The organism is Paenibacillus sp. J22FR21 (assembly GCF_056269135.1).
Map to the genome: position 1 here is coordinate 800,112 of NZ_JBWDNJ010000003.1, position 21,792 is coordinate 821,903.

Here is a 21,792-nt window from a genome sequence, read left to right on the forward strand (position 1 = left end):
CTTGTGCCTTTCTTTTTTTAGCTTGCTTCACGCACTCTCACGCCTATGTAGCAGTGCCGTTGGAGGACCACAAGAAATGTTGCGTTTTCTGCAACATTTCTGGGGTTTATCGAGTCTATTCTTGAAAATGTTGCGCAAAGCGCAACATTTTCGGTCTAATAAGCTCATATGGCGCTCATTTGCTCAGAAATGCTGCATTTCCTGCAACATTAGCTCCACTAGTACCCTCGAGACGGCCAAATTCTTGCACTTTATGCAACAATCATGCACTCGCTCGCTCCGAATCCCCTCGCTCCCTATTATAAAAACACGAATCCATGAGATATAATACATATTAAACGATGAGATCATAGCTGTTAGTCTTTATACAGGTGATGTTTCTGGAGTGGGTCGAGCGGGTTTTTCGTGAGCTGGAGGAAGGGAAGCGGTAAGTTCGCGATATGGCGGCTTGAACAGGGGCAGCATCACGCTCTGAGCATCACTGACAAGCATCCTGCGCGAGCAGCTATATTTCAGGAACGTCTAAACGCAAAATGAATCCACGAGGAGCCCTAATACATGACACAGAATAACTATCAAGCGTTAATCGAAGATCGCATCTTCATGGGCGGAGCCGCGGATGTAGAGGAAATGGTCAAGAACGAAAAGGTTGATGTCGTCATTGACTTGCGTGCCGAAGCTAAGGGTTGTGCGTATGAGGGGGCGGAAGTGGAGTGGGTTCAGATCCCCCTGGGAGACAATACGGCGGATGACCATCTCCTATTTAAGCAAGCAATTGATGAAGTTGTTGGTGCGTATAAGAGCGGTAAGAAAGTAGCTTTTCATTGTGCAGGCGGCGGTGGCCGTACAGGTGTAGTGGCAGTGGGAACGCTGATCGAGCTTGCGCAAGCAGCCGGAATTGAGGAAGCAGAAGCGAAGGCAATCGACATTCGCGCCAAAATCAACATTAAACCGCCGCAGCGTGAAGCACTCGAGAAGTTATACAACAAGAAATAATGTGACTGCCCACCGACTTGGTACCTATTGTCATAACTCTTCTATTGATACATAATGTATCTATATTGAAGGAGGAGTGATCATTCTTGAAGAAGCTGCTATCGTCCGTCTTGATTGCTTGTTTATGGTTAGCTACGTTCAGCATTGTTCCGGCAAGTGCGGCAGCACCCGGTAATCTCAGCATTGTGCTGCAGCTGGATGGGATCACTGGCGATTCTACGATCAAAGGCTACGAGAAATGGAGTATCGTTACCGGCGCTTCATTTTCCTTATCCAGTCTGGGCTCTGGTACAGTCGGTGCCGGAAGTGGAAGCTCGAAAGTAAGCCTCTCAGAACTCACCATTACTAAATCGACCGATGCAGCTTCGATTCCGATCATGATGACTGCCATGAAAGGCGTACATATTCCGAAGGGCAAGCTTGTATTTACGCGCCAGGAAGGGACGGGGGCGCAAACCCCTTACCTTATGCTTGAGCTTGAAGACATAGCCATTACCAACTATACCTTTGATGATACCGACGAAACGGTGAAGCTTAATTATACGAAGATCAAGTGGACCTTCTGGTCTACGGATGCGAGAGGCGTTCGTACGCCAATCACAGGCGGCTGGGATGTTAAGAATAATAAAGCCGCATAAAGGTTCATGAGAAGGCAGCCGAGGCGGCTGCCTTTTTTGTCGTGCATTCGGAGCTGCAGGTGGCAACAGTTGTGGGGGGGTGAAGTGAAGAAGGGTTTCCGCCGCAGATGTCGAAACAACAAAGCAACGTCAATACATGGAGAGAGTGAGTACGTTGAAAGCAAATCGAATGGAAGCGTTCAGCGATGGCGTGTTCGCCATCATCATTACAATTATGGTGCTGGAGCTCAAAGTACCGGAAGGCCATGAGTGGCACTCGCTGATCGGGCTGGCGCCGAAGCTGCTCAGTTACCTGTTAAGCTTCATCTATGTCGGGATCTATTGGAATAATCATCATCATCTTCTTCATGCCGTTCACACGCTAACCGGCAAGCTGATGTGGCTCAATATGCTGCTGCTGTTCTGGTTATCACTTGTGCCTTTCTCTACGGCATGGATAGGAGAGAGTTACTTTGCCCCCACGCCAACAGCGTTGTATGGCATCGTGCTGCTGCTTGCTTCGATGTCGTACTGGTTATTGCAGCTTGCGATTCTTGGACAGCATCCATCAGACTCTGCAATTAAAACGGCGATAGGGAGAGATTTCAAAGGCAAGATTTCGCCTTTGATCTATCTATCTGCAATCGTGACAGCCTATCTTAACGCATGGGTATCCTGTTTCTTCTTCGCGCTTGTTGCGGTGCTCTGGTTTGTCCCTGATAAGCGAATTGAACGTGTATTGCAGAGAAAAGGAAATTAGAAGGAAAGAGGAAAGAGGAAAGAGAGTCGGACTGATCAGAACACGGATCGGCCGACTTTTTTTGCGTTTCTGCCGAATTATCATAATTATAAGCCTGACTGCAAACTATAAGGAAATAATTAACTGTTGGCAGGTGGTGATGGCATGTTCCGCTTCAAGAAATCAATCCCCAAATCCGGTAAACCACGATCCGTTGAAATGGAATCCGGAGATCTTGATAAGAAGATTGCACAGATTCAGAACTATTTTGCACAAACGGAAGATCTGAAGCTGCAGAAGCTCCCATGTTCAGATCAAACCTGCGCTTTGATGTATCTGGAGTCACTCGTCAAGTCGGCTTCCATACAAACGATTGTCATTGATGCATTGGTTGAATCCAGCTCCGGTGATATCGAGCAGAAGGTAACTGCAGTTGAAGTTAAAAAGACATCCGATCTGATTCAAATCGGAAAATATATGCTGGAAGGTCATTGCGTCATTTTAACGGAAGGCGACTCGACAGCCACCGTAATACCCGTTGCAAAGTCGCAAGACCGAGCCATACAAGAGCCTAGAGACGAACAAATCATTAAAGGCGCCCATGATGGATTTATTGAAAGCCTTAGCACAAATTTGTTTTTGCTTCGCAACCGAATGAAAAACCCCAAATTGAAAGTCAAGTATTACACGTTAGGCAGCGTCACGAATACGAAAGTGGCCATGATCTATATGGATGGCTTTGCAGATCCCAAGATCGTTGCGGAATGTGAGAAAAGGCTCTCCGAGATTGATTTGGAGTATTTGTATTCCGTCGGAAACATCGATGAAATGCTTGAGGAGCATCCGATGTCTCCTTTTCCGCAAACGCTGCAGACTGAAAGGCCGGATCGGGCGGTTTCCTACCTGATGGAAGGCAAAATTACGATCATCGTCGACGGCAGTCCGAGCGTTCTGGTCCTGCCGATTACGTTCTTTTCCTTTTATCAATCTCCGGATGATTACAACAGCCGCTGGATTATCGGCTCCTTTTACCGGTTCATTCGGTTAATCAGTTTCATTCTGGCGATTTGCTTGCCGGCCATCTACATCGCTACCGTGACCTACCACTCCGAGGTGCTGCCGATCGGGATCCTGTATTCGGTCAAGGTGTCTTTAACCTACGTACCGTTACCGCCTATCCTGGAAGCGCTTGTGATGCAAATCATTCTGGAGCTGTTGAAGGAGGCTGCAATCAGGCTGCCCTCTCCGATTTCCCAAACGATCGGTATTGTAGGGGGCTTAGTCATCGGAACGGCTGTGGTAGAAGCCCAATTGGTATCGCATACGATGATCGTCGTCATCGGATTAACGGCGATCGCTTCTTTCGTAACCCCGATAAACGAATTTGGAACGAGCCTTCGCATTCTGGGGTTTCCGATGATGCTGGCCGCTTCCTTATTCGGTTTTTTCGGTATCTCCATTATGTTGATGCTGATTTTTATTCACCTTTGCAAAATCGAAACACTGGGCATTCCGTATTTCACGCCGTTTGGTCCATTTCAAGGCAAAGAGAGTTTTAAAGACGTTTTTCTTAGATTACCGCTGTGGATGGTCAATAAAAGCACGCAAAAAGCGGAAGTCAGCCCCATTAAGCAAGCGATATTCGGGAGGTGGAAGCGGCCGTGAGAATGACAATAAGCAAATCCCAATTGTTTTTTATGATTGTCAAAACGCAGATTGGAATAGGCTTATTATCCTTGCCTTCTGATATTCAGGGCACAGCCAATGGAGATTCCTGGATTTCGGTTGTTATTGCCGGAGTTGTCATTCAGCTGGTGCTGCTCGTTTATTGGCGTCTGCTAAAAAAATATCCGGATGACACTTTAAGTGAAATTACGGTTCGCATGCTTGGACGATATATAGGGAAAGCGATCAACGTCGTTTATTATGGTTTCTTCGTGCTCATCGCGGCGTATGCCTGTTCACTTTACGTAGAGCTGATCAATACTTGGATGCTTCCATTGACGCCCGGATGGGTGCTGCTTCTGCTTATCGTTGGGACAAGCGTCTATTTGGCACTAGATAATTTGCGCGTCATCGCTCGGTTTTTTGTCTTTTCATCTATACTGTTTGTCGTGTTGATTCTGATCAGCATTTTGAACTTTAAGAGTGTCATGCATATTTCAAACATTTTACCTATAGGGCACTCGGGCATGATGCCAATTCTCAGCGGAAGTGAGAAAACGTTCTTCTCCATGCTCGGATTTGAGGTGACGCTGTTTTTCTACTCTCAAGTTCAAGGAAACCGGAAGGGCATGTTGCCTGTCATTTCGGCTGCCAATGGCTTTGTGACCTTGTTTTATACCTACTTTGTCCTTATCTGCTTGGTGGGATTGAGTCCAAAGGCGTTAGAGCAGGTGAGTCATCCGGTATTGTTTTTATTTAAAGGCTTGTACTTTCAGCTTTTTGATCGTTTAGATCTGATCTTCCTGGCCATTTGGATCATTCCGATGACGGCTACCATCGTTTCTTATTTATGTGTTGCCGGCAAAAGCCTCACGACCAAACGCGGCTCCTATCGAAAGCTTGTATGGTTCAGCGGGGGGATTGTCTTCGTTGCAGCCTGGTATATAACAAAAATCGAGAATATCCATCCCTTCAGTCAATGGCTGGAATATGGCTATTTGATCATGATTGCGGCGGTGCCGGTATTGCTCTGGTTCGCATCCTTCCTTGTTAAAACCAATGAAAAGGTCGGTTCAATATGAGAAGAAAGTGGCTTCTTACGGTTTGGATCTTGTTAGGCATAACGGTGCTGACAGGCTGCTGGGACAGCCAATATTTATCGACGAAGAAAATGGTAAACGGAATTAGCTTGGACAAGGACAAGGACAACCAAATACTGGTGACCGTTAGAACAGTCCAGCTCGATAGTAAAGGCGGCGGCCAATTTGATGTAAAGGACCAAGAGATGCGAGCAAGCGGGGCATCAACTGCCAGTACCGGCATGATAATAGATAGTATGCTTCCCGGCACCGTCGAAGCCAGTAAGACGCATGTTGTCATCATAGGGGAAGAACTCGCCAAACAAGGGATCAAGGTTCCCTTGGAGTACTTTTATAGGAATCCGAAAGGCTATCTGAATTCGAATATTCTAATAAGCAAGGGGCAAGCTGCCGAAGTATTATCTTTCAAGAAACTTGATAACAGTCCCATCGCATTTGGCATTAAACAATTGATTAATGGGGCTGAGCGCACGACGATCATTCCGAATCAAACGATGTATTCGATTTGGAGTCAAATGTTTGACCCGGGCGAAGATATGGTGCTGCCTTTCATTCAGAGAATAGAGAATAAAGCCTTGGTCATTGACAGTGTCGGTCTATTCGATGAGGATAAATTTACCGGTCAAACCTTGAGTAATGACGATAGTACATTGTTATTGCTCATGATCGGAAAGCTTAATAAATTTGCAAATATAGACATTCCGATAGAGCGGAGTTTACTTACCTATCAACCGCGCAAAATGAAGAGATCCATCCACTTGTCAGTCAATCAATCCACGTCCGAAATCGAATGCTTTGTGAAGGTAGACCTATATGGTGTCATTAGCAGTTATCCGAGCCATCTGGGACAGGAGGTAGATCGTGAACAGGTGAAGCAGGAAATTACCGCATACCTAAACAAGCGAGCCATAGGCGTAACAAACAAATTGCAGCAGGCGAATTGCGATGCGCTTGGTATCGGAAGAAAGCTTAAAGCCCATCATGCCAAGCTGTGGGAAACCATCGACTGGAAGAAAACATACAAGGAAATGAAGATAAAAACGGAAGTGCAGGTCCATATTGCAAATACGGGCATTATTAAATGATCGGTGATAAGGATGATCTCGCGTCATGGAGAGGTCATCTTTTTTTTTTTTTTTGCATTTACGATTGGCATTCACAGGCTTATAATGAGATTGATTATCATTACTAGGGGGATGCAAACATGAAAGTTTGGTATAGAGGTGCAGTTCTATTAACTGCGGCAGCAATCGTATTATCCGGTTGCGGTAAGAATGACAACAATGCTAACGCGTCCAAAGCAACCAATGCAGCTGCTGCGAATGGTGAAGGAGCAGTTGATCTAACGGAGGCGCAAGACCAATATCAGGCTTTCGGCATTGAGCAGTGTGATCTATTGATCGCGGATACGGAGAAGTTCGTAAATGCCGTCAAAGCGGGCAATATCGATGAGGCGAAGAAGCTTTATGCCCCTGCACGGATGTTTTATGAACGTATTGAGCCGATTGCAGAATCGCTTGGCGACTTCGATCCGAATATCGATGCGCGCGAAGGCGATGTGGCTGAAGCCGATTGGCGCGGATTCCACCGCATCGAGAAAGCGCTGTGGGTCGATAACTCTACGGACGGCATGACGGAGTATGCCGATCGACTTCACAGTGATGTCAAAGCGCTTCGCGCATTGATGGAAACCGTTGAAGTAGACAGCACGATGCTCGTGACCGGCGCGGTAGAGCTGCTTAACGAGGTTTCCTCCTCGAAGGTAACAGGGGAAGAGGAACGTTATTCCCGCACGGATCTGTATGATTTTGTTGCGAACGTTCAAGGGGCGAAGAAAATTTATGAACTGTTGAAGCCTGCGCTTGCGCAGAAAGATGCGGATCTGGAGAAGCAAATCGGCGAACGCTTTACCGAATTGGAAGGCCTTCTCGATAAGTACAAGTCAGGCGACGGTTTTGTCTTGTTTACGGACTTAAAGGACGCGGATACCAAATCGCTGAGCCAATCGCTTGATGCACTTGCAGAGCCGCTTTCGCAGATGGGTACTATTTTGGGGGCGTAATTAGAGATGAAGGACCAGGAGAAGAAGAACCGTCCGGAAGACGGACAAAGCGGAATTTGGAAAAAACCAGTTAGCCGGCGCGATCTGCTCAAGATGGCCGGTATCGGCGGAGCCGGACTTCTGCTGGGCGGCCTCGGAACCGGCGGATTGCTGGAAGCAAGCAGTCGTCTGCGCGGCAACGAAACTACACAGTCCGAAGATGATATTGTTTCGTTCTACGGTACGAATCAAGCGGGCATTGCAACGCCTTCACAGGATTTTATTTGTTTTGCCGCATTTGATTTGCGGACGACGGATGTTGCGGATGTACGCGAGCTGTTCAAGAAGTGGACGGAAGCTTCCGGCGCAATGACTCGTGGACAATTAGTCGGAGAGCCCGTTCATGAGAATGAGCATGTACCGCCTACGGATACGGGGGAAGCCGCCGGACTGAATCCTTCTCGAACGACGATTACGTTTGGGGTAGGGCCAAGCTTCTTTGATGAACGATTCGGTCTTGCGGGGAAACGTCCGGCGAGCTTCGCTGAGCTGCCGCTCTTTAACGGGGATGCGCTCCGTGAGGAATGGACAGGCGGAGATATCGGCGTGCAAGTTTGTGCGAATGATCTGCAGGTTGCTTTCCATGCTATACGCAACCTCGCCCGCATAGCGCGAGGGAAGGCAGTTCTTCGGTGGACGCAGGAGGGCTTTCAACGTACCGGCCAAGCGGATCCGTCTGGCGCGACACCGCGAAATCTCATGGGGTTCAAGGATGGTACCGGCAATCCCGATATTCATGATGCGCAGACGATGAAAGAGGTCGTCTGGGCTGGGGCAGGCGATGGCGCTCCTTGGATGGCAGGGGGAAGCTACATGGTGGTAAGACGTATTCGGATACGCGTTGAAGTATGGGACCGTTCGACGCTGAAGGATCAAGAAGACACGTTCGGCCGACATCGGCACAGCGGAGCACCGATTGGTAGTCAGAAGGAAACGGATAAGCTCGATCTTGCGGCGAAGGATGAGAAGGGGAACCCGATCATTCCGATGGATGCCCACGTACGCCTTGCAAGAGGAGACAGTTCGATTCGGATTCTTCGGCGCTCCTATTCGTATTCTAGCGGTCTCGATAAGGTGACCGGACAATTGGATGCGGGCCTTCTGTTCATCAGCTATCAACGCGATATTGCCAAACAGTTCATTCCCATGCAGCAGCGGCTTGCAACCGACAAGCTGAACGAATATATCCTTCACCACGGGAGCGCGATATTCGCTTGTTTCCCCGGTGTCCGCAAAGGCGGCTATATTGGAGAGACGCTGCTGTGAGCGGAAGGGGAATAAAGATGAAGTCGAAGTTTAGTATACTCATGCATGAGATGAAACGGGGAGCAAGTTTGCTCCCTATTGTGCTTATTGCGCTTATGCTGTGGCTTCCACTGGGAAGTACAGCTATCGCGGCTGTTGAACAATCGCCGGTCGAACGAGTGCTTCCTTTGATCGGCGAAGCGCTTGTAGATATCGGTCAAGAGAAGTTTACGGAGGCACAGGACGCATTCACAGAGGCGAGTCAACTTTGGGAAGGCGTTCAGGCGGAGAATTCGGATCTGGCCGCGAATGTGAATTCTGCACTGGCTCATGCCAATATAGCTGTGGCTGCAGCGAAAGAAGATCCTGCTGCAGCGAAAAAAGCATTGGCAGCAGCAGCAAAGGCCGTCAATGCCTATGCGAAGGCATCCAGCGGCAAGACGCAAATGACCGGCCCTGATGCAGCAGCGACGTTGATCCCTCTATTGGAACAGTTGACTACGCACATTAAGGAAGCGTCCTGGTCTGCAGCGAATGCGGATTACAGACAGATCGACAGCGGCTGGAAGAAGATCGAGCAGCCGATTCGAGGCGACAACGTCATCGTTTATGGCTCACTTGAGACGAGCATGAGCATGATTCGGATTGCGCTTCGCTCGGACCCTCCGCGCGCAGCGCAAGCCGAAGCGGAAACCGCTGCTTTGCTGCAGCAGGTCAAGGATTATTCGTCAGGGAAGATTGCCAAGACAGCAGCAGATACGAGTTTAACGCTAACAGATGCTTTTGAAGTGCTGAATCAAGCGGAGGCGGATGCGAAGGCAGGTCATGCTGCGGAATCGAACGGACAGATGCAAGCTTTCATTCGCATGTGGCCGAGCGTAGAAGGAGAAGTCCAGCTGCGATCAGCCACTGTTTATCGCGATATCGAGAATCGGATGACAGAAGCTGCAGGCTACCTGGTGTCCGAGCCTCCCGAGACAGAGAAAGCCGGCGAGATCATCGCAGGCATGAAGGAACAATTGGCACCGATGCTGGAGGAGGCGAGTTACAACGCTTTCGATGCAGGAGCTATTTTGCTCAGAGAAGGGTTCGAGGCTATTCTAGTCTTGGCTGCCCTTATATCATATCTGAATAAAGCCGGTCATGCGGATAAACGTAAATGGATCTGGGGCGGTGCAGGCGCGGGGCTGCTGCTGAGCGCAATTATGGCAGTAGTACTGACCTATGCGGTTTCGCAGGCGATGTCAGGCACGATGCGTGAGAAGATTGAAGGCTTAAGCGGGCTCGCCGCCGTTCTCTTCATGCTGCTGGTCGGAAATTGGCTGCATAAGAAGTCCAATATACGCGCTTGGAATGCCTTTATCGATAAGCAGGTCGGAGGTGCCTTGGCACGAGGCAGCTTATGGTCCTTGTTTGTCGTTTCGGGACTTTCCATCTTCCGAGAAGGCGCGGAAACGGCTATATTCTGCGTCGGCATGGCCTCGTCTATCGAACCGGTGCAAATGCTGCTGGGGATCGCTGTGGCATTGGTATTGCTTCTAATTCTTGCTGTGCTGATGATTAAGTACAGCGTGAAGCTGCCGCTTCGCCCGTTCTTCTTCACGGCTTCGGCGTTCATCTATGTACTGGTGTTCCGGTTCATCGGCGAGAGCATTCATTCGCTTCAAGTCGCAACCTGGGTGCCGGCGCATTCCATTTCGAGAAGCATCTCGGTGAATGTCCTTGGCATCTACCCGACACTTGAAACGGTCATTCCGCAAGCTGCGCTGCTTCTATATTTGCTTATTCGTTATAGTTCCGACTTTATCATCGGTGCTCGCCGAGAAGGAACAACTAAAACCAGCTTGAAATAAACTTGAAAAAGCTTAATCCAATTCCTGAAAGGGGATATCGGATTAAGCTTTTTTCGTTATGGCTTTTTCAGAATTCTTTCATCTTTTGCAGGTATAATGATGGGAGCTATATTTTCGACAATGATAAAGGTTTACGTTTACATAGGAGGAACAGACGTTGCGGATATTGTTTGCGGAGGACGATGAGACGCTGGGGGAGCTGACAGAGCATCAACTGCTGCGGCGTTATCATGTTGTGGATTGGATGAAGGATGGTGCAGAAGCGCGTCAAGCGATGGCTCCCGGCCGATATGACGTCTATGTGCTGGATTGGATGCTTCCCGGTGCAACGGGGATGGATCTGATTCGTGCAGCTCGGAAGAAGGATGACCATACGCCGATTCTGCTGCTTACGGCGCGGGACGCGGTGCAGGATCGGGTAGAAGGATTACTCGCAGGTGCAGACGATTATATGATCAAGCCATTTGCGTTCGAAGAATTAGAAGCGCGGCTTCTGGCGTTGTTCCGACGACAAGAACGTGTTATTCAATCCGATTCCTTGCGAGTTGGCGAACTGGTTGCCCATCTGAATCGATTCGAAGTGACGCGCGGTGGAGCAGCGATTACGTTAACCCGGCGTGAATTTCAGCTGCTTATCTGCTTGATGCGGCATGAAGGGCAGGTGCTGTCGCGCGAGCAGCTGCTGGATCAAGTCTGGGGTGTGGGAGCAGAGGTAACACTGAATACAGTGGATTCCACGGTCAAGCTGCTTCGCAAGAAAGTGGACGGGCCGTACGAGCATAAATGCATTCACAGCGTTTACGGCGCAGGCTACCGACTCTCGCAGAACGGCGGGGAGCATCATGTTTAAAAGAACGCAGACCAAGCTGACGCGGCAATTCTCAATTACGATCGGAATTATTCTTCTCCTTACCGTCTTCTTCGCGCATTGGATGGTCCAATATATCCTTACGTCGACGGAGAATAACCAGCTGCGGTCACTTAGTCATCAGTACGCCAAGGATCTTCAACAACTGCTGGATTCTCCGAAAGCGGCTGTACTGTTTGACCAAAATATGAATGACAAGAAGCTTAACGAGGCTTTCTCGCCGACGGGTCTGCAACTCAATCAGATGACTTGGCTTGTTTCGGCCCAAGGGGAAATTCTGCTTCAATCTCCAGGAGGTAAGAATGGCAGTCTTATTGCAAGTAACTTTCCCATTCTGCCGCTGCTTCCGAGTTTGTTAAGCAAGCCAGATGAAAAGTATCACAATGTGCGCTCTGATGGAAGAACGTTTCGTATTGGGGGGCTGACGATCAACGCCTCAACAGGAGATGAATATCGAGTGATCGTGGCTCAGGAGGTGACAAGCGACGTCGCCCTCCTTGTTCAATTGAGATGGGCGTTCGCAGGCTTTGCCCTCGTTATGCTGCTCGCTGGAGCCGCCGCCGGCTACTTGCTGGCAGGCCGGGCAATGGTTCCGATATTCAATGCTTACCGGCGCCAGGAGCAATTCACGGCAGATGCATCCCATGAACTGCGTACTCCGCTGAGCATATTAAGGTCCTCTGTGGAGGTGCTTAATGAACAGAGAGAGACGCTGCCGGAGTTTTACCGGAATGTACTCGTCAAATCCGGCAAGGAAATTCATCAATTGATCCGACTTGTCGATAATTTGCTGACGCTTGCGCGCAGCGAGAACGGACGGATTGAAATAATGAAGCGGCCTTTCTCCTTGCGCAGCATGGTTCTGCAAGTCCTGGAACAGCTGGAGCCGATTGCGCAGGGAAAGCAGGTGCGCTTGCATATAGCGGAAAGCTCCGAGACGGTGGAGAGGAAATTTTGCGGCGATGAGGTGCGAATCAGGCAGCTAATGTTCATTCTGGCGGAGAATGCGATTCAGTACAATCGGTCAGGGGGCACAGTAACCGTTGCTATCGAAAGCGGGCCGGATGAAGCCGCAATCACGGTAACCGATACCGGCATCGGCATTGCGAAGGAGCATTTAACCGGCATATTCGAGCGGTTTTATCGTTTAGATCAAGCGCGTTCTCGCCGATCGGAAGGAACAGGACTCGGGCTTGCCATCGCGAAGCAAATTGTACTGTCGCACAGAGGAAGATTGCAGGTGTGGAGTGAACCGGAGGTTGGCACTACATTTCGCGTGACGATGCCAAACGTTTCAGATTAGTTTCAGAATGTATCGATAGAATCAGTATTGTAACCGCCGATGGGCGGAATTAAGGTACAGGAGGTTATCATCAACATGAACAAGAAATGGAAGTTGGCCGGAGCGGCCATTGCACTGGCTGTAGCGATTCCGGTATCGGCCTATGCGGCAGCGGATGGGGCAAGCCAGAAGAACCCGGACAAGAAGTATCATGTGATTTCGATCAACAAAAGCGGTGTCAAATCGGAACGTAAGGATGCAAGAATTGACGTACTCGACATCGCGGTGAAGAAGCTCGGGCTGGATCAGGCGGCTATCGAGGCTGCGGCTAAAGATGGCAAATCACTCACCGATCTTGCGAAAGAGAAAGGGATCGCGATTCAGCCGATTATCGACGAATTGACTGCACAGCTGGTGGCAGAGATACAGAAGTCCCGAAGCTCCGAAGAGAACCTTACGGACGAGGAGAAGAACAATATTAATCTGAAAGTCACTACCGAAGTGAATCGGGTCGTCACCGTGCCGCTGTCTGAGCAGTTGAAGGATGACAAGCGCAATGCGGTATATATCGAAGATCATGGCGGCATCGGAACCGACATCGCTGAATTGGCCATGACGAAGCTCGGTCTGAACAAAGCTGCCTTCGAGAAAGCAGTCAAAGATGGCAAATCACTCACCGATCTTGCGAAAGAGAAAGGGATCGCGATTCAGCCGATTATCGACGAATTGACTAAACAGCTGCTGGCAGGTATTCAGAAACCCAAAGATTCTGAGCAGTTGACCGCTGAGGAGAAGAGCAAGATTACGAAGAAGGTTGGCCTTGAGGCGAAGCGGATTGTATCCGAGCCATTGGCTGAACAGCTGAAGGCGGCTAAGCGTGAACGAGTTTATAAAGAGGATCACGGCGGGGTAGGCGTCGACGTAGCCCAAATTGCAATAACGAAGCTCGGTCTAGATAAAGAAGCCTATGTGAAGGCAGCCAATGCGGGCAAATCGCTCGCTGATCTTGCGAAAGAGAAAGGGATCGCGATTCAGTCGATTATCGATGAAGTGACTAATCAGCTCATGAGCGGCCTGCCAACTCCTGACGACTCCGGGAAACTGACGGATGAAGACAAGAGCAATAGGAAGAAGAAGATCAGCTTCGAGGCGGATCGGATTGTAAATGAGCCTCTGAATAAGCAAATGTCGGATGACAAGTATGGTCTCAATATAAAAGCAGCGATTGTGTTCCTTGGGCTGGATAAATCCGCACTTGAGAAGCTTGTGAATTCCGGTAAATCACTTACCGAAATCGCTCAAGACAAAGGATTTACTCGTCAGCAGCTTATCGATGCTCTGCTTATTGATGTACAAGAGCAGCTGAAGAAGCTTGTGGATAAGAAACAACTAACGCAAGCAGAAGCCGATCAGGAAAAGAAGGATGCTCGTGCGTTCGTCGATAAGTTTGTCGATGAGAAGCTAAGCTTGAGTCCAGATCAGAAAAAATAGATCGACACCCAAGTAAAACATAGGAGCTGCAGATGCTGCAGTCTTTATGATCGGCGCGCGTCGAGAAGGAACGACAAAAACTAGCTTGAAATAGAAATGAAAGCTTAATCCAATCTTTTAGAAGAGATCGGATTAAGCTTTTTTCGTTATTGGCTTAGCTTTACACCCATCGGTTTTGTCCTATGCGCTGCTGATTAGCTGCACGCGCAGTTGAGAACCGGTTTGCGGGCGGCAGTCGTCTCGTCCAGTCGGCGTACGACGGTATTATAAGGTGCGCCTAGTACAATGGCTGGATTCGTGCGTGCTTCTTCGGCAATTTGGATCATCGTATCAATAAACCCGTCGAGTGTCTCTTTACTCTCTGTTTCGGTCGGTTCGATCATGATACATTCCTCGACGTTGAGCGGAAAATAGATGGTTGGCGGATGGTAACCGAAGTCGAGCAGCCGCTTGGCTACGTCTAACGTGCGGACGCCGTACTCCTTCAGGCCGCGGCCCGACATAACGAACTCATGCTTACAGACGCCGGGGTAAGGAAGCTCGAAATGAGGAGCGAGCCGGTGCATCATATAGTTGGCATTTAGAACCGCGCATTCCGAGACACGGCGGAGTCCTTCCGGTCCATAAGTCCGAATATACGTATAGGCCCGTACAAGAATGCCGAAGTTGCCGTAGAACGCTTTGACCCGGCCGATTGATTCAGGACGGTCGTAGTCAAAGTAATAGGTGCCGTCATCGCGTCTGGCTGCAAGAGGTTTGGGCAGAAACGGGATGAGCGTGCTCTTCACGCCGACAGGGCCGGCTCCCGGGCCGCCGCCGCCATGCGGCGTGCTCATCGTCTTGTGCAAATTAAGGTGGACAACGTCAAACCCCATGTCGCCGGGTCTGGTGATGCCCATGATCGCATTCGAATTCGCTCCGTCGTAATAGAGCAGACCGCCAGCCTCGTGGATAATCTCTGCGATCTCAACGATCTGTTCCTCGAACAGGCCGAGGGTGCTCGGATTTGTGAGCATGAGCGCGGCGGTATCCTTGCCGACAGCCGAGCGCAGCGCGCCTAGGTCAACCATGCCGTGCTCATTCGATTTGATTGTGATGGTTTCGAAGCCTGCGACGGTGGCACTGGCAGGATTCGTTCCGTGCGAGGAGTCCGGAACGATCACTTTGGTGCGCACATCGCCGCGGCTCTCATGATAAGCGCGAATCATCATGAGCCCGGTCCATTCGCCATGTGCGCCTGCAGCCGGCTGAAGTGTAACCTGATCCATGCCGGTCAGTGCAGCCAGGTCGTTCTGAAGCACATACATCAGCTCGAGTGCGCCTTGGATGCTCTCTTCCGGCTGATAGGGATGAATCTTAGCGAAGCCCGCGAAACGAGCGGTGTCTTCGTTGATTTTCGGATTATACTTCATCGTACAGGAGCCGAGCGGATAAAAGCCGTTATCGACGCCGAAATTGCGCCGGGACAGCTCGGTGTAATGACGGATTACGTCGACCTCGTAAACCTCGGGAAGCTGTGCAGGCGTTTGTCTTAGCATTGCGGCAGGAATGAAGGCAGAAGGATCCGATTCGGGTACGTCGCAAGGCGGGAGGGAATAAGCGACGCGCCCTGGTTTGCTGAGCTCGAATATCAGCGATTTGGCCGGTTTCAAAGACATGTTCCTCATATCGTTCTGTAGAGCAATGGTAGAATCACCATCATTTAAATGCGTAGTCATGCCATTTCCTCCAGTCTCATGACAAAGTTATCGATTTCCGCGCGCGTACGTTTCTCCGTCACAGCAATTAACATATGTCCTTGCAGCTCCGGATAGGCAAACGCAAGATCGCAGCCACCGAGGAAGCCGGCTGCAAGCAGCTTCAGATTCGCTTCCTTTACGGAAACGTTGGTCGGCAGCTTCACGACAAATTCATTAAAGAACGGAGCGGAGAAGGGGAGTTCGAAGCCGCGTTTTGCAAACTGATCGGCTGTATAATGGGCTTTCTGTAAATTCAAGTTAGCGGCCTCGCGCAAGCCCTCTTTGCCCATCGTCGACAAGTAGATCGAAGCACATAGAGCAAGCAATGCTTGATTCGAGCAGATGTTGGACGTCGCTTTCTCCCGCCTTATATGCTGCTCCCGAGCTTGCAGCGTCAGAACAAAGCCGCGCTTTCCGTCGATATCCGTGGTCTGGCCGACAATCCTACCCGGCATTCGCCGCATCAGCGGCTCAGTGACGGCGAAGAAGCCGCAGGTCGGTCCTCCGAGCGATTGCGAGATGCCAAGCGGCTGCGCATCGCCGACGACAATGTCGCTTCCGAGCTTACCCGGTGTCTCCAGCAAACCGAGCGACATGGGATTGCTGCTAACGACAAGCAGTCCTTTAACATGGTGAATGATTGGCTCGATGGCGGCCAGATCCTCGACTGCGCCGAAGAAATTCGGTGATTGCACAAGCACGGCTGCGGTCTTGTCGTCTACGGCTGCCTGTAGGGCGTTCAGATCTGTAACGCCGTTCGCATAGCCTACTTCGACAATGTCCAGGTTTAGGCCGCGCGCCATTGTGCGGACCATCTCTCGGGCTTCCGGATGGACGGTGCGCGAGATGACGATCCGGTTTCGCTTCGTTGCTCCTGCAGCCAAGGCGCCTGCTTCGGCTAAGGCGGTAACGCCGTCATACATACTTGCGTTTGCGACAGCCATGCCAGTCAACTCGCAAATGTACGATTGGAACTCGAAGATGGCTTGAAGCTCGCCTTGGCTGATCTCCGGCTGGTAAGGCGTATAAGCCGTATAAAATTCAGAGCGAGAGATCATATGATTGATAACGACAGGCAAGTGGTGATCATAGATTCCCGCACCAAGAAAGCTTTTGTAACGGTCGGTGTCGGCGTTGCGGCCGGCAAGCTCCTTCATATGCTCAAGCAGGGAGAACTCGTCGAGCGCGGAGGACATCGGCATCGTACCGCGGTAACGAATGGATTCCGGAATGTCTCGGAACAGCTCTTCGATCGATGCTGCGCCGATCGTTGCGAGCATATCGGATTGGTCTTGATCGGTTACGGGAATGTAGCGGTGTAAATTAGCCATGAATTTCACTCCTTAGGAAGTCTTTTATAAAATGGGGTCTTTATGACTTTCGCCTTTAACTGTTTACCGCGAATTTCAACTGTCAGTTCGGTGCCGAGAGCGGCAAAGTTCGCATCGATCAAAGCGAGGCCGAGGTTACGCTTCAGCGTCGGCGATTGTGTGCCTGTCGTGACGGTTCCGATTAATGTACCGTTTCCGTAGACAGGATAATGCGAGCGGGGGATGCCGCGGTCAATCAGCTCGATGCCGACAAGCTTGCGGGACAGTCCCTCTTCCTTCTGCTTGACCAGCGCTTCTCGGCCGATAAAGTCCTCTTTGTCGAGCTTGACGAAGAAGCTGACTCCGGCCTCAAGAGGCGTGATGGTGTTCGAGAGCTCTTGACCGTATAGCGGCAAACGCGCCTCAAAGCGTAAAGTGTCACGAGCGCCGAGTCCGGAAGGGATTAAGCCGAACGGTTCGCCGGCTGTGAGCAGGCTTTTCCAGACGTCGCCGGCTCGGCCTGCCTGAACATATAGTTCGAAACCATCCTCGCCCGTGTAGCCGGTTCGCGAAATTAACGCATTCACTCCCGCGAGTGAGGTGCTTGTTGCGAATCGGAAAGAAGGGAGTTCGAGGATGTCGGCATCGGCGCCGGCGGCAGCCATGATAGCAGCGGCTGATGGTCCCTGCAAGGCGAGAAGGGCCAGCTTATCGGAGATATTCTCGAGCAGGACATCCCCGATTAAATGATCTCGCATCCATTCGTAATCTTTATCGATGTTCGAAGCGTTCACGACGACCATGAACTGATCGGCCGTGATCCGATAGACAAGCAAGTCGTCGACGACGCCTCCATCCGGATAACACATGAGTGTGTATTGCGCTTGGCCGTCGGCGAGCTTAGTGACGTCATTCGTCGTCAACAGCTGCAAGAAGCGCTCCGCGAATAGGCCTGTCACCTTGAATTCTCCCATATGGGAGACATCGAATAGACCGGCGCGCTGCCGAACAGCGTCGTGTTCTTTCTGTATGCCGGAGAACTGGACGGGCAGCTCCCATCCGCCGAAATCAATGCAGCGGACCTCCGGATGAGCGGCATAGAGCGGGTACAACGGGGTTCTTTTCAAATCGGCCATTCTTAACTCTCCTCCTCGAATTCGTGATCGTAACGCAAAGAAGGACAGCAGCAAAAAGGACAGCGCATTCTCAGCCGAAGCTGCCTGCGTTTCCTTTTTGCTCTGTCCTTTGTACCTGAGAGTTACCCTATGTCCGTAAGAAAAGAAGGGACATAAGTTTCCCCGTGGGTGATCCCGCGAACGGGATGCTCTCCAGAGGCGCGTCCGATAAAGGTCCTTTTGCCTGAGAGATTCACCTATGTGAGGTTTACTCCTTCGGCGCCGCCGGAATCTTGCTTGTTGGCGATCTCTCCCATTATCATCATCCGCATATTTAGTTGTTATCCTCTATTCTTACACAGTAATGATAGGTTTTGTCAACATAAGTATTTATGATGTTAATATTTTGTTAGATATATTGACATGAATAATAATTCTGATTTAAGCTAAACGCATCAACAACCGAATAAGCGGTTGACGATGGCAGGGAGAGACTGAAGGAGCGAATCGCTCTGGAGGCACCGAAGGAGCAAGTCGACGGCCGGCCGGCTGAAGATTAATCTCTCAGGTAAACGTACCGCCATTCGACGCAACTCTGGAGAGAGCGAATAGCCACCAAAGGGGTAAGAGCGGTTCTTGAACCGTTTAAACTCTCAGGTACCCGGGACAGAGAACTTGGCGAATAGCCGGTTCTCTGTCTCTTTTTATTGCTTTACCGGCATTAAAGGAGGGAGCGGGGTTATACATTTATTTTTCCAAGCATTCAAGGCGGACCGCTTATGCATATCATTGCGGCTAAGGCCGTATGCTTCGGCGAGGCGATAAATCCTTCTTTTAAAGCATATGCAGCAATGATCCTCAATAACGCCTGGACGCTGCAGGAATCGCAAGAGACGAATAACCGCAATTACCTACCATATAACGGAAAGGATGTTGAACATGAGTGAAGTGAGAGCAGGATTGGGATATACAGAGGAGCATGAATGGGCTGAGGCGCGAGGAGCCATCATTCGAATTGGGATTTCGGATTTTGCGCAATGTCAGTTAGGCGACATTGTGTTCGTGGAATTCCCGGAAGTGGGGGTAACGCTTGAGGCGAACGAGCCGATGGGGACGATCGAGTCGGTAAAGACAGTATCCGATCTGTTCAGCCCTGTTAGCGGAACTGTCGTGAAAGTGAACGAGGAATTGCTGGACGAACCGCAAAAAGTGAACGAGGACCCGTACGGAGAAGGCTGGATTATCGAGGTCGAGGTGGAGGGCGAAGCGGCGGAAGTGGTGGCCGCGCTTTGGAGCGCTGAGCGATACGCGGCGTTCGTTGCATCCAAATAAGGAGGTGCGCAAGATGCCGAAGCCTAGGGAACGCAAGCCGGAGTGGCTGAAAATATCGCTTCATACAGGAGACGGATACCAAGAGATCAAATCGATGATGCGCGGCCGCCAGCTGCACACGGTGTGCGAGGAGGCGAAATGCCCGAATATATTCGAGTGTTGGAGTCAGCGGACGGCAACATTCATGATTTTGGGGAGAATCTGCACGCGCGCCTGTCGGTTCTGCGCCGTAAACTCGGGCCAGCCGACAGAGCTCGATCTGGAGGAGCCCCGGCATGTGGCGCAATCCGTCAACGAGATGGGACTTGCGCATGTCGTCATCACTTCCGTCGCCCGTGACGATCTGAATGATCACGGTGCAGCGATGTTTGCTGCGACCATTGTGGCTGTGCGCTTGGAAAACCCGCTAACGAGCATCGAAGTGCTAATTCCGGATTTCGGCGGTGACGCCAACCGGCTCGCTGCCTTGCTGGAGGCGAAGCCGGACGTGCTGAATCACAATCTCGAGACGGTGAGACGGCTTTCGGACAAAGTGCGTGCAAAGGCCAAATATGACCGTTCATTGTCCGTGCTGCGCATGGCCAAAGAACTCCGTCCTAGTCAGACGACGAAATCCGGATTGATGGTCGGGCTAGGGGAGGAGCAGGAAGAACTTATTGAAGCCATGCGTGATTTGCGAGAAGCCGGATGCGATATTTTGACGATTGGGCAGTATTTGCAGCCGACTTCCAAGCATATGGATGTCGTTCGCTATTATCATCCAACGGAATTCGAAGTACTCAAGCAGGCGGGACTTGCGCTTGGCTTCGCCCATGTCGAGGCAGGGCCGCTCGTCCGAAGTTCCTATCACGCCCGCGAACAAGTCGAGCGCGCGAAGACAGCCAGTGCCGCAGGGGGAGTGTTACTATGAACGACTATGATATCGTTATTTTGGGTGGCGGCCCCGGCGGTTATGTAGCCGCCATCCGAGCTGCCCAGTTGGGCAAACGCATTGCGCTGGTCGAGAAAGAGAAGCTGGGCGGCACTTGTCTGCATAAGGGCTGCATTCCCAGCAAAGCGCTGCTGCGCAGCGCGGAGCTCTATGAGACCATGAAGCGCAGCTCAAGCTTCGGCATCCGCGTGCACGGGGTAGAACTTGATTACAGTGGTGTGCTAGCGCGCAAGGATAGTATCGTTGAGCGGCTCGAAAGCGGTGTGCGTTTCCTGATGAAGAAGAACAAGATCGATGTCTATGAAGGCATGGGTATGATTGCAAATACTGCAATTACGAGCGATCGCAATGGCGTTATAGAAGTAAAAGGCAGCGGCAAAGCGGAAGGTGAACCACCAATAAGCATCGGCTATCGTGACCTCATTGTGGCTACGGGATCACGTCCCCGTCGTATCCCCGGGTTGCCGGTAAACGAGCGGATTATGAGCAGTGATGAAGCACTTGCCATGGAAGCCGTCCCGGCTTCGATTGTAATCGTCGGAGGCGGCGTCATTGGCGTTGAATGGGCTTCGATGTTGAACGATTTCGGCGCGCAAGTAACAATCGTCGAAGCGGCAGATCGGATCGTGCCAACAGAGGATGAGGACTTGTCCCGCGAACTGGCGCGTCTGTTCACGAAACGCAGGATCAAAACGTTGACAGGCGCAATGCTGCTTCCGGACAGCGTTCTGGCGGACGATGGAGGCGTGATCTTGCAGGTCTCGCGGGGAGGCAAGATCGAGACGCTTATGGCAGATCGTATGCTTGTTTCTGTTGGACGAGCGGCGAATATTGAAGGCTTCGGTCTCGAACGAACGGAGGCGCGGATCGAGCAGGGGGTCATCGCCGTTGACCGATCGATGCGGACGAACGATCCCCATGTCTATGCAATCGGCGATGTCGTCGGCGGTTTGCAGCTCGCTCATGTTGCTAGTCATGAAGGACTGGTGGCGGCAGAGAGCATCTGCGGTCTTGACGCTCATTCGCCTGAGGCTGTCTCCGTTCCGAAATGCATATACAGCCGTCCCGAGCTTGCTAGTGTCGGACTATCTGAGCAGGCTGCGGTTGAAAACGGGCATTCGGTCAAAATAGGCAAGTTTTCGTTCAAGGCGATTGGCAAAGCGCTGGTTTTAGGCGACTCCGACGGCTTTGTTAAAGTTGTTGCGGACGAGAATACCGGTGATGTCCTTGGCGTTCACATGATCGGACCGCATGTGACGGACTTCATCGGCGAAGCATCGCTTGCGCAGCTGTTGAAGGCAACTTCGATGCATATCGGCCGAATGATTCATCCGCATCCGACGCTCTCCGAAATTATCGGCGAAGCCATGCTCGAGGCCGACAACCTGGCTCTGGGGATGTGACTGCG

18 protein-coding genes, 1 pseudogene and 4 riboswitches are annotated in these 21,792 nt (G+C 50.9%); of the genes and pseudogenes, 16 read left to right on the plus strand and 3 right to left on the minus strand.

The genetic code is table 11. The annotated features are described in order from the left end of the window. Window positions 1-558: 558 nt before the first annotated feature. From AC0YNS_RS14155 to AC0YNS_RS14210, 12 genes are all read left to right on the plus strand, one after another. A complete protein-coding gene (locus AC0YNS_RS14155; protein WP_475781630.1) occupies window positions 559-996 on the plus strand; it encodes a protein-tyrosine phosphatase family protein in 438 nt (145 codons plus the stop codon). A gap of 86 nt (window positions 997-1,082) precedes the next feature. Then, window positions 1,083-1,634 (plus strand): Hcp family type VI secretion system effector, encoded by a 552-nt coding sequence (locus AC0YNS_RS14160; RefSeq protein ID WP_475781631.1) that lies wholly within the window; start codon window positions 1,083-1,085, stop codon window positions 1,632-1,634. A 154-nt stretch (window positions 1,635-1,788) separates the two neighbouring features. Then, the gene (locus tag AC0YNS_RS14165; RefSeq protein WP_475781632.1) at window positions 1,789-2,373 is read left to right on the plus strand and encodes a TMEM175 family protein; all 585 of its coding nucleotides are present in this window, start codon (window positions 1,789-1,791) and stop codon (window positions 2,371-2,373) included. 144 nt (window positions 2,374-2,517) lie between these two features. After that, window positions 2,518-4,017 (plus strand): spore germination protein, encoded by a 1,500-nt coding sequence (locus AC0YNS_RS14170; protein WP_475781633.1) that lies wholly within the window; start codon window positions 2,518-2,520, stop codon window positions 4,015-4,017. A gap of 2 nt (window positions 4,018-4,019) precedes the next feature. Then, a complete protein-coding gene (locus AC0YNS_RS14175) occupies window positions 4,020-5,099 on the plus strand; it encodes a GerAB/ArcD/ProY family transporter (protein ID WP_475781883.1) in 1,080 nt (359 codons plus the stop codon). Continuing rightward, on the plus strand, window positions 5,096-6,202 hold the full coding sequence (locus tag AC0YNS_RS14180) for a Ger(x)C family spore germination protein (RefSeq protein ID WP_475781634.1): 1,107 nt from the start codon (window positions 5,096-5,098) through the stop codon (window positions 6,200-6,202). Before AC0YNS_RS14175 ends, AC0YNS_RS14180 begins: the two co-directional genes overlap by 4 nt. 119 nt (window positions 6,203-6,321) lie before the next feature. Beyond that, entirely contained in the window at window positions 6,322-7,179 is an 858-nt protein-coding gene (gene efeO / locus AC0YNS_RS14185; protein ID WP_475781635.1) for an iron uptake system protein EfeO, read from the plus strand. A gap of 6 nt (window positions 7,180-7,185) precedes the next feature. Continuing rightward, window positions 7,186-8,484 (plus strand): iron uptake transporter deferrochelatase/peroxidase subunit, encoded by a 1,299-nt coding sequence (gene efeB, locus AC0YNS_RS14190; protein WP_475781636.1) that lies wholly within the window; start codon window positions 7,186-7,188, stop codon window positions 8,482-8,484. Between the two features lie 17 nt (window positions 8,485-8,501). Next, complete coding sequence (locus AC0YNS_RS14195) at window positions 8,502-10,316, plus strand: FTR1 family iron permease (RefSeq protein WP_475781637.1); 1,815 nt, start codon at window positions 8,502-8,504, stop codon at window positions 10,314-10,316. A 157-nt stretch (window positions 10,317-10,473) separates the two neighbouring features. Next, window positions 10,474-11,166 (plus strand): response regulator transcription factor, encoded by a 693-nt coding sequence (locus AC0YNS_RS14200; protein WP_475781638.1) that lies wholly within the window; start codon window positions 10,474-10,476, stop codon window positions 11,164-11,166. Next, window positions 11,159-12,487 (plus strand): sensor histidine kinase, encoded by a 1,329-nt coding sequence (locus tag AC0YNS_RS14205; protein ID WP_475781639.1) that lies wholly within the window; start codon window positions 11,159-11,161, stop codon window positions 12,485-12,487. Before AC0YNS_RS14200 ends, AC0YNS_RS14205 begins: the two co-directional genes overlap by 8 nt. A 75-nt stretch (window positions 12,488-12,562) precedes the next feature. Beyond that, window positions 12,563-13,957, plus strand: coding sequence for a hypothetical protein (locus AC0YNS_RS14210; protein WP_475781640.1), 1,395 nt, complete (start codon window positions 12,563-12,565; stop codon window positions 13,955-13,957). Between the two features lie 194 nt (window positions 13,958-14,151). Here AC0YNS_RS14210 and gcvPB read toward each other — a convergent pair whose 3' ends face one another. Genes gcvPB through gcvT form a run of 3 tightly spaced genes read right to left on the minus strand, consistent with a single transcriptional unit; the run spans window position 14,152 to window position 18,142 of the window. Next, entirely contained in the window at window positions 14,152-15,615 is a 1,464-nt protein-coding gene (gene gcvPB / locus AC0YNS_RS14215; RefSeq protein WP_475781884.1) for an aminomethyl-transferring glycine dehydrogenase subunit GcvPB, read from the minus strand. A gap of 56 nt (window positions 15,616-15,671) precedes the next feature. After that, window positions 15,672-17,027 (minus strand): aminomethyl-transferring glycine dehydrogenase subunit GcvPA, encoded by a 1,356-nt coding sequence (gene gcvPA, locus AC0YNS_RS14220; protein ID WP_475781641.1) that lies wholly within the window; start codon window positions 17,025-17,027, stop codon window positions 15,672-15,674. A 5-nt stretch (window positions 17,028-17,032) separates the two neighbouring features. Further along, complete coding sequence (gcvT, locus tag AC0YNS_RS14225; protein WP_475781642.1) at window positions 17,033-18,142, minus strand: glycine cleavage system aminomethyltransferase GcvT; 1,110 nt, start codon at window positions 18,140-18,142, stop codon at window positions 17,033-17,035. A gap of 100 nt (window positions 18,143-18,242) precedes the next feature. Continuing rightward, a riboswitch (glycine riboswitch) is annotated at window positions 18,243-18,340 on the minus strand. Between the two features lie 3 nt (window positions 18,341-18,343). Beyond that, window positions 18,344-18,447: riboswitch (glycine riboswitch) on the minus strand. Between the two features lie 148 nt (window positions 18,448-18,595). Next, window positions 18,596-18,711, plus strand: a riboswitch (glycine riboswitch). Window positions 18,712-18,714: 3 nt separating this feature from the next. After that, window positions 18,715-18,793: riboswitch (glycine riboswitch) on the plus strand. 77 nt (window positions 18,794-18,870) lie between these two features. On the opposite strand from gcvT, the pseudogene AC0YNS_RS14230 reads away from it, so the two are divergent. The 4 genes and pseudogenes from AC0YNS_RS14230 to lpdA all read left to right on the plus strand — a co-directional run. Next, window positions 18,871-19,008 (plus strand): annotated as a pseudogene (locus AC0YNS_RS14230) (serine hydroxymethyltransferase); the annotation flags it as partial. Window positions 19,009-19,060: 52 nt separating this feature from the next. After that, window positions 19,061-19,453: a glycine cleavage system protein GcvH gene (gcvH, locus tag AC0YNS_RS14235; protein WP_475781643.1), complete on the plus strand. Its 393-nt coding sequence runs from the start codon at window positions 19,061-19,063 to the stop codon at window positions 19,451-19,453. Next, window positions 19,419-20,363, plus strand: a complete 945-nt coding sequence (gene lipA / locus AC0YNS_RS14240) for a lipoyl synthase (RefSeq protein ID WP_475781885.1) — start codon at window positions 19,419-19,421, stop codon at window positions 20,361-20,363. Before gcvH ends, lipA begins: the two co-directional genes overlap by 35 nt. Then, entirely contained in the window at window positions 20,360-21,787 is a 1,428-nt protein-coding gene (lpdA, locus tag AC0YNS_RS14245) for a dihydrolipoyl dehydrogenase (RefSeq protein ID WP_475781644.1), read from the plus strand. The genes lipA and lpdA overlap by 4 nt, the downstream gene beginning before the upstream one ends. Window positions 21,788-21,792 lie beyond the last annotated feature (5 nt).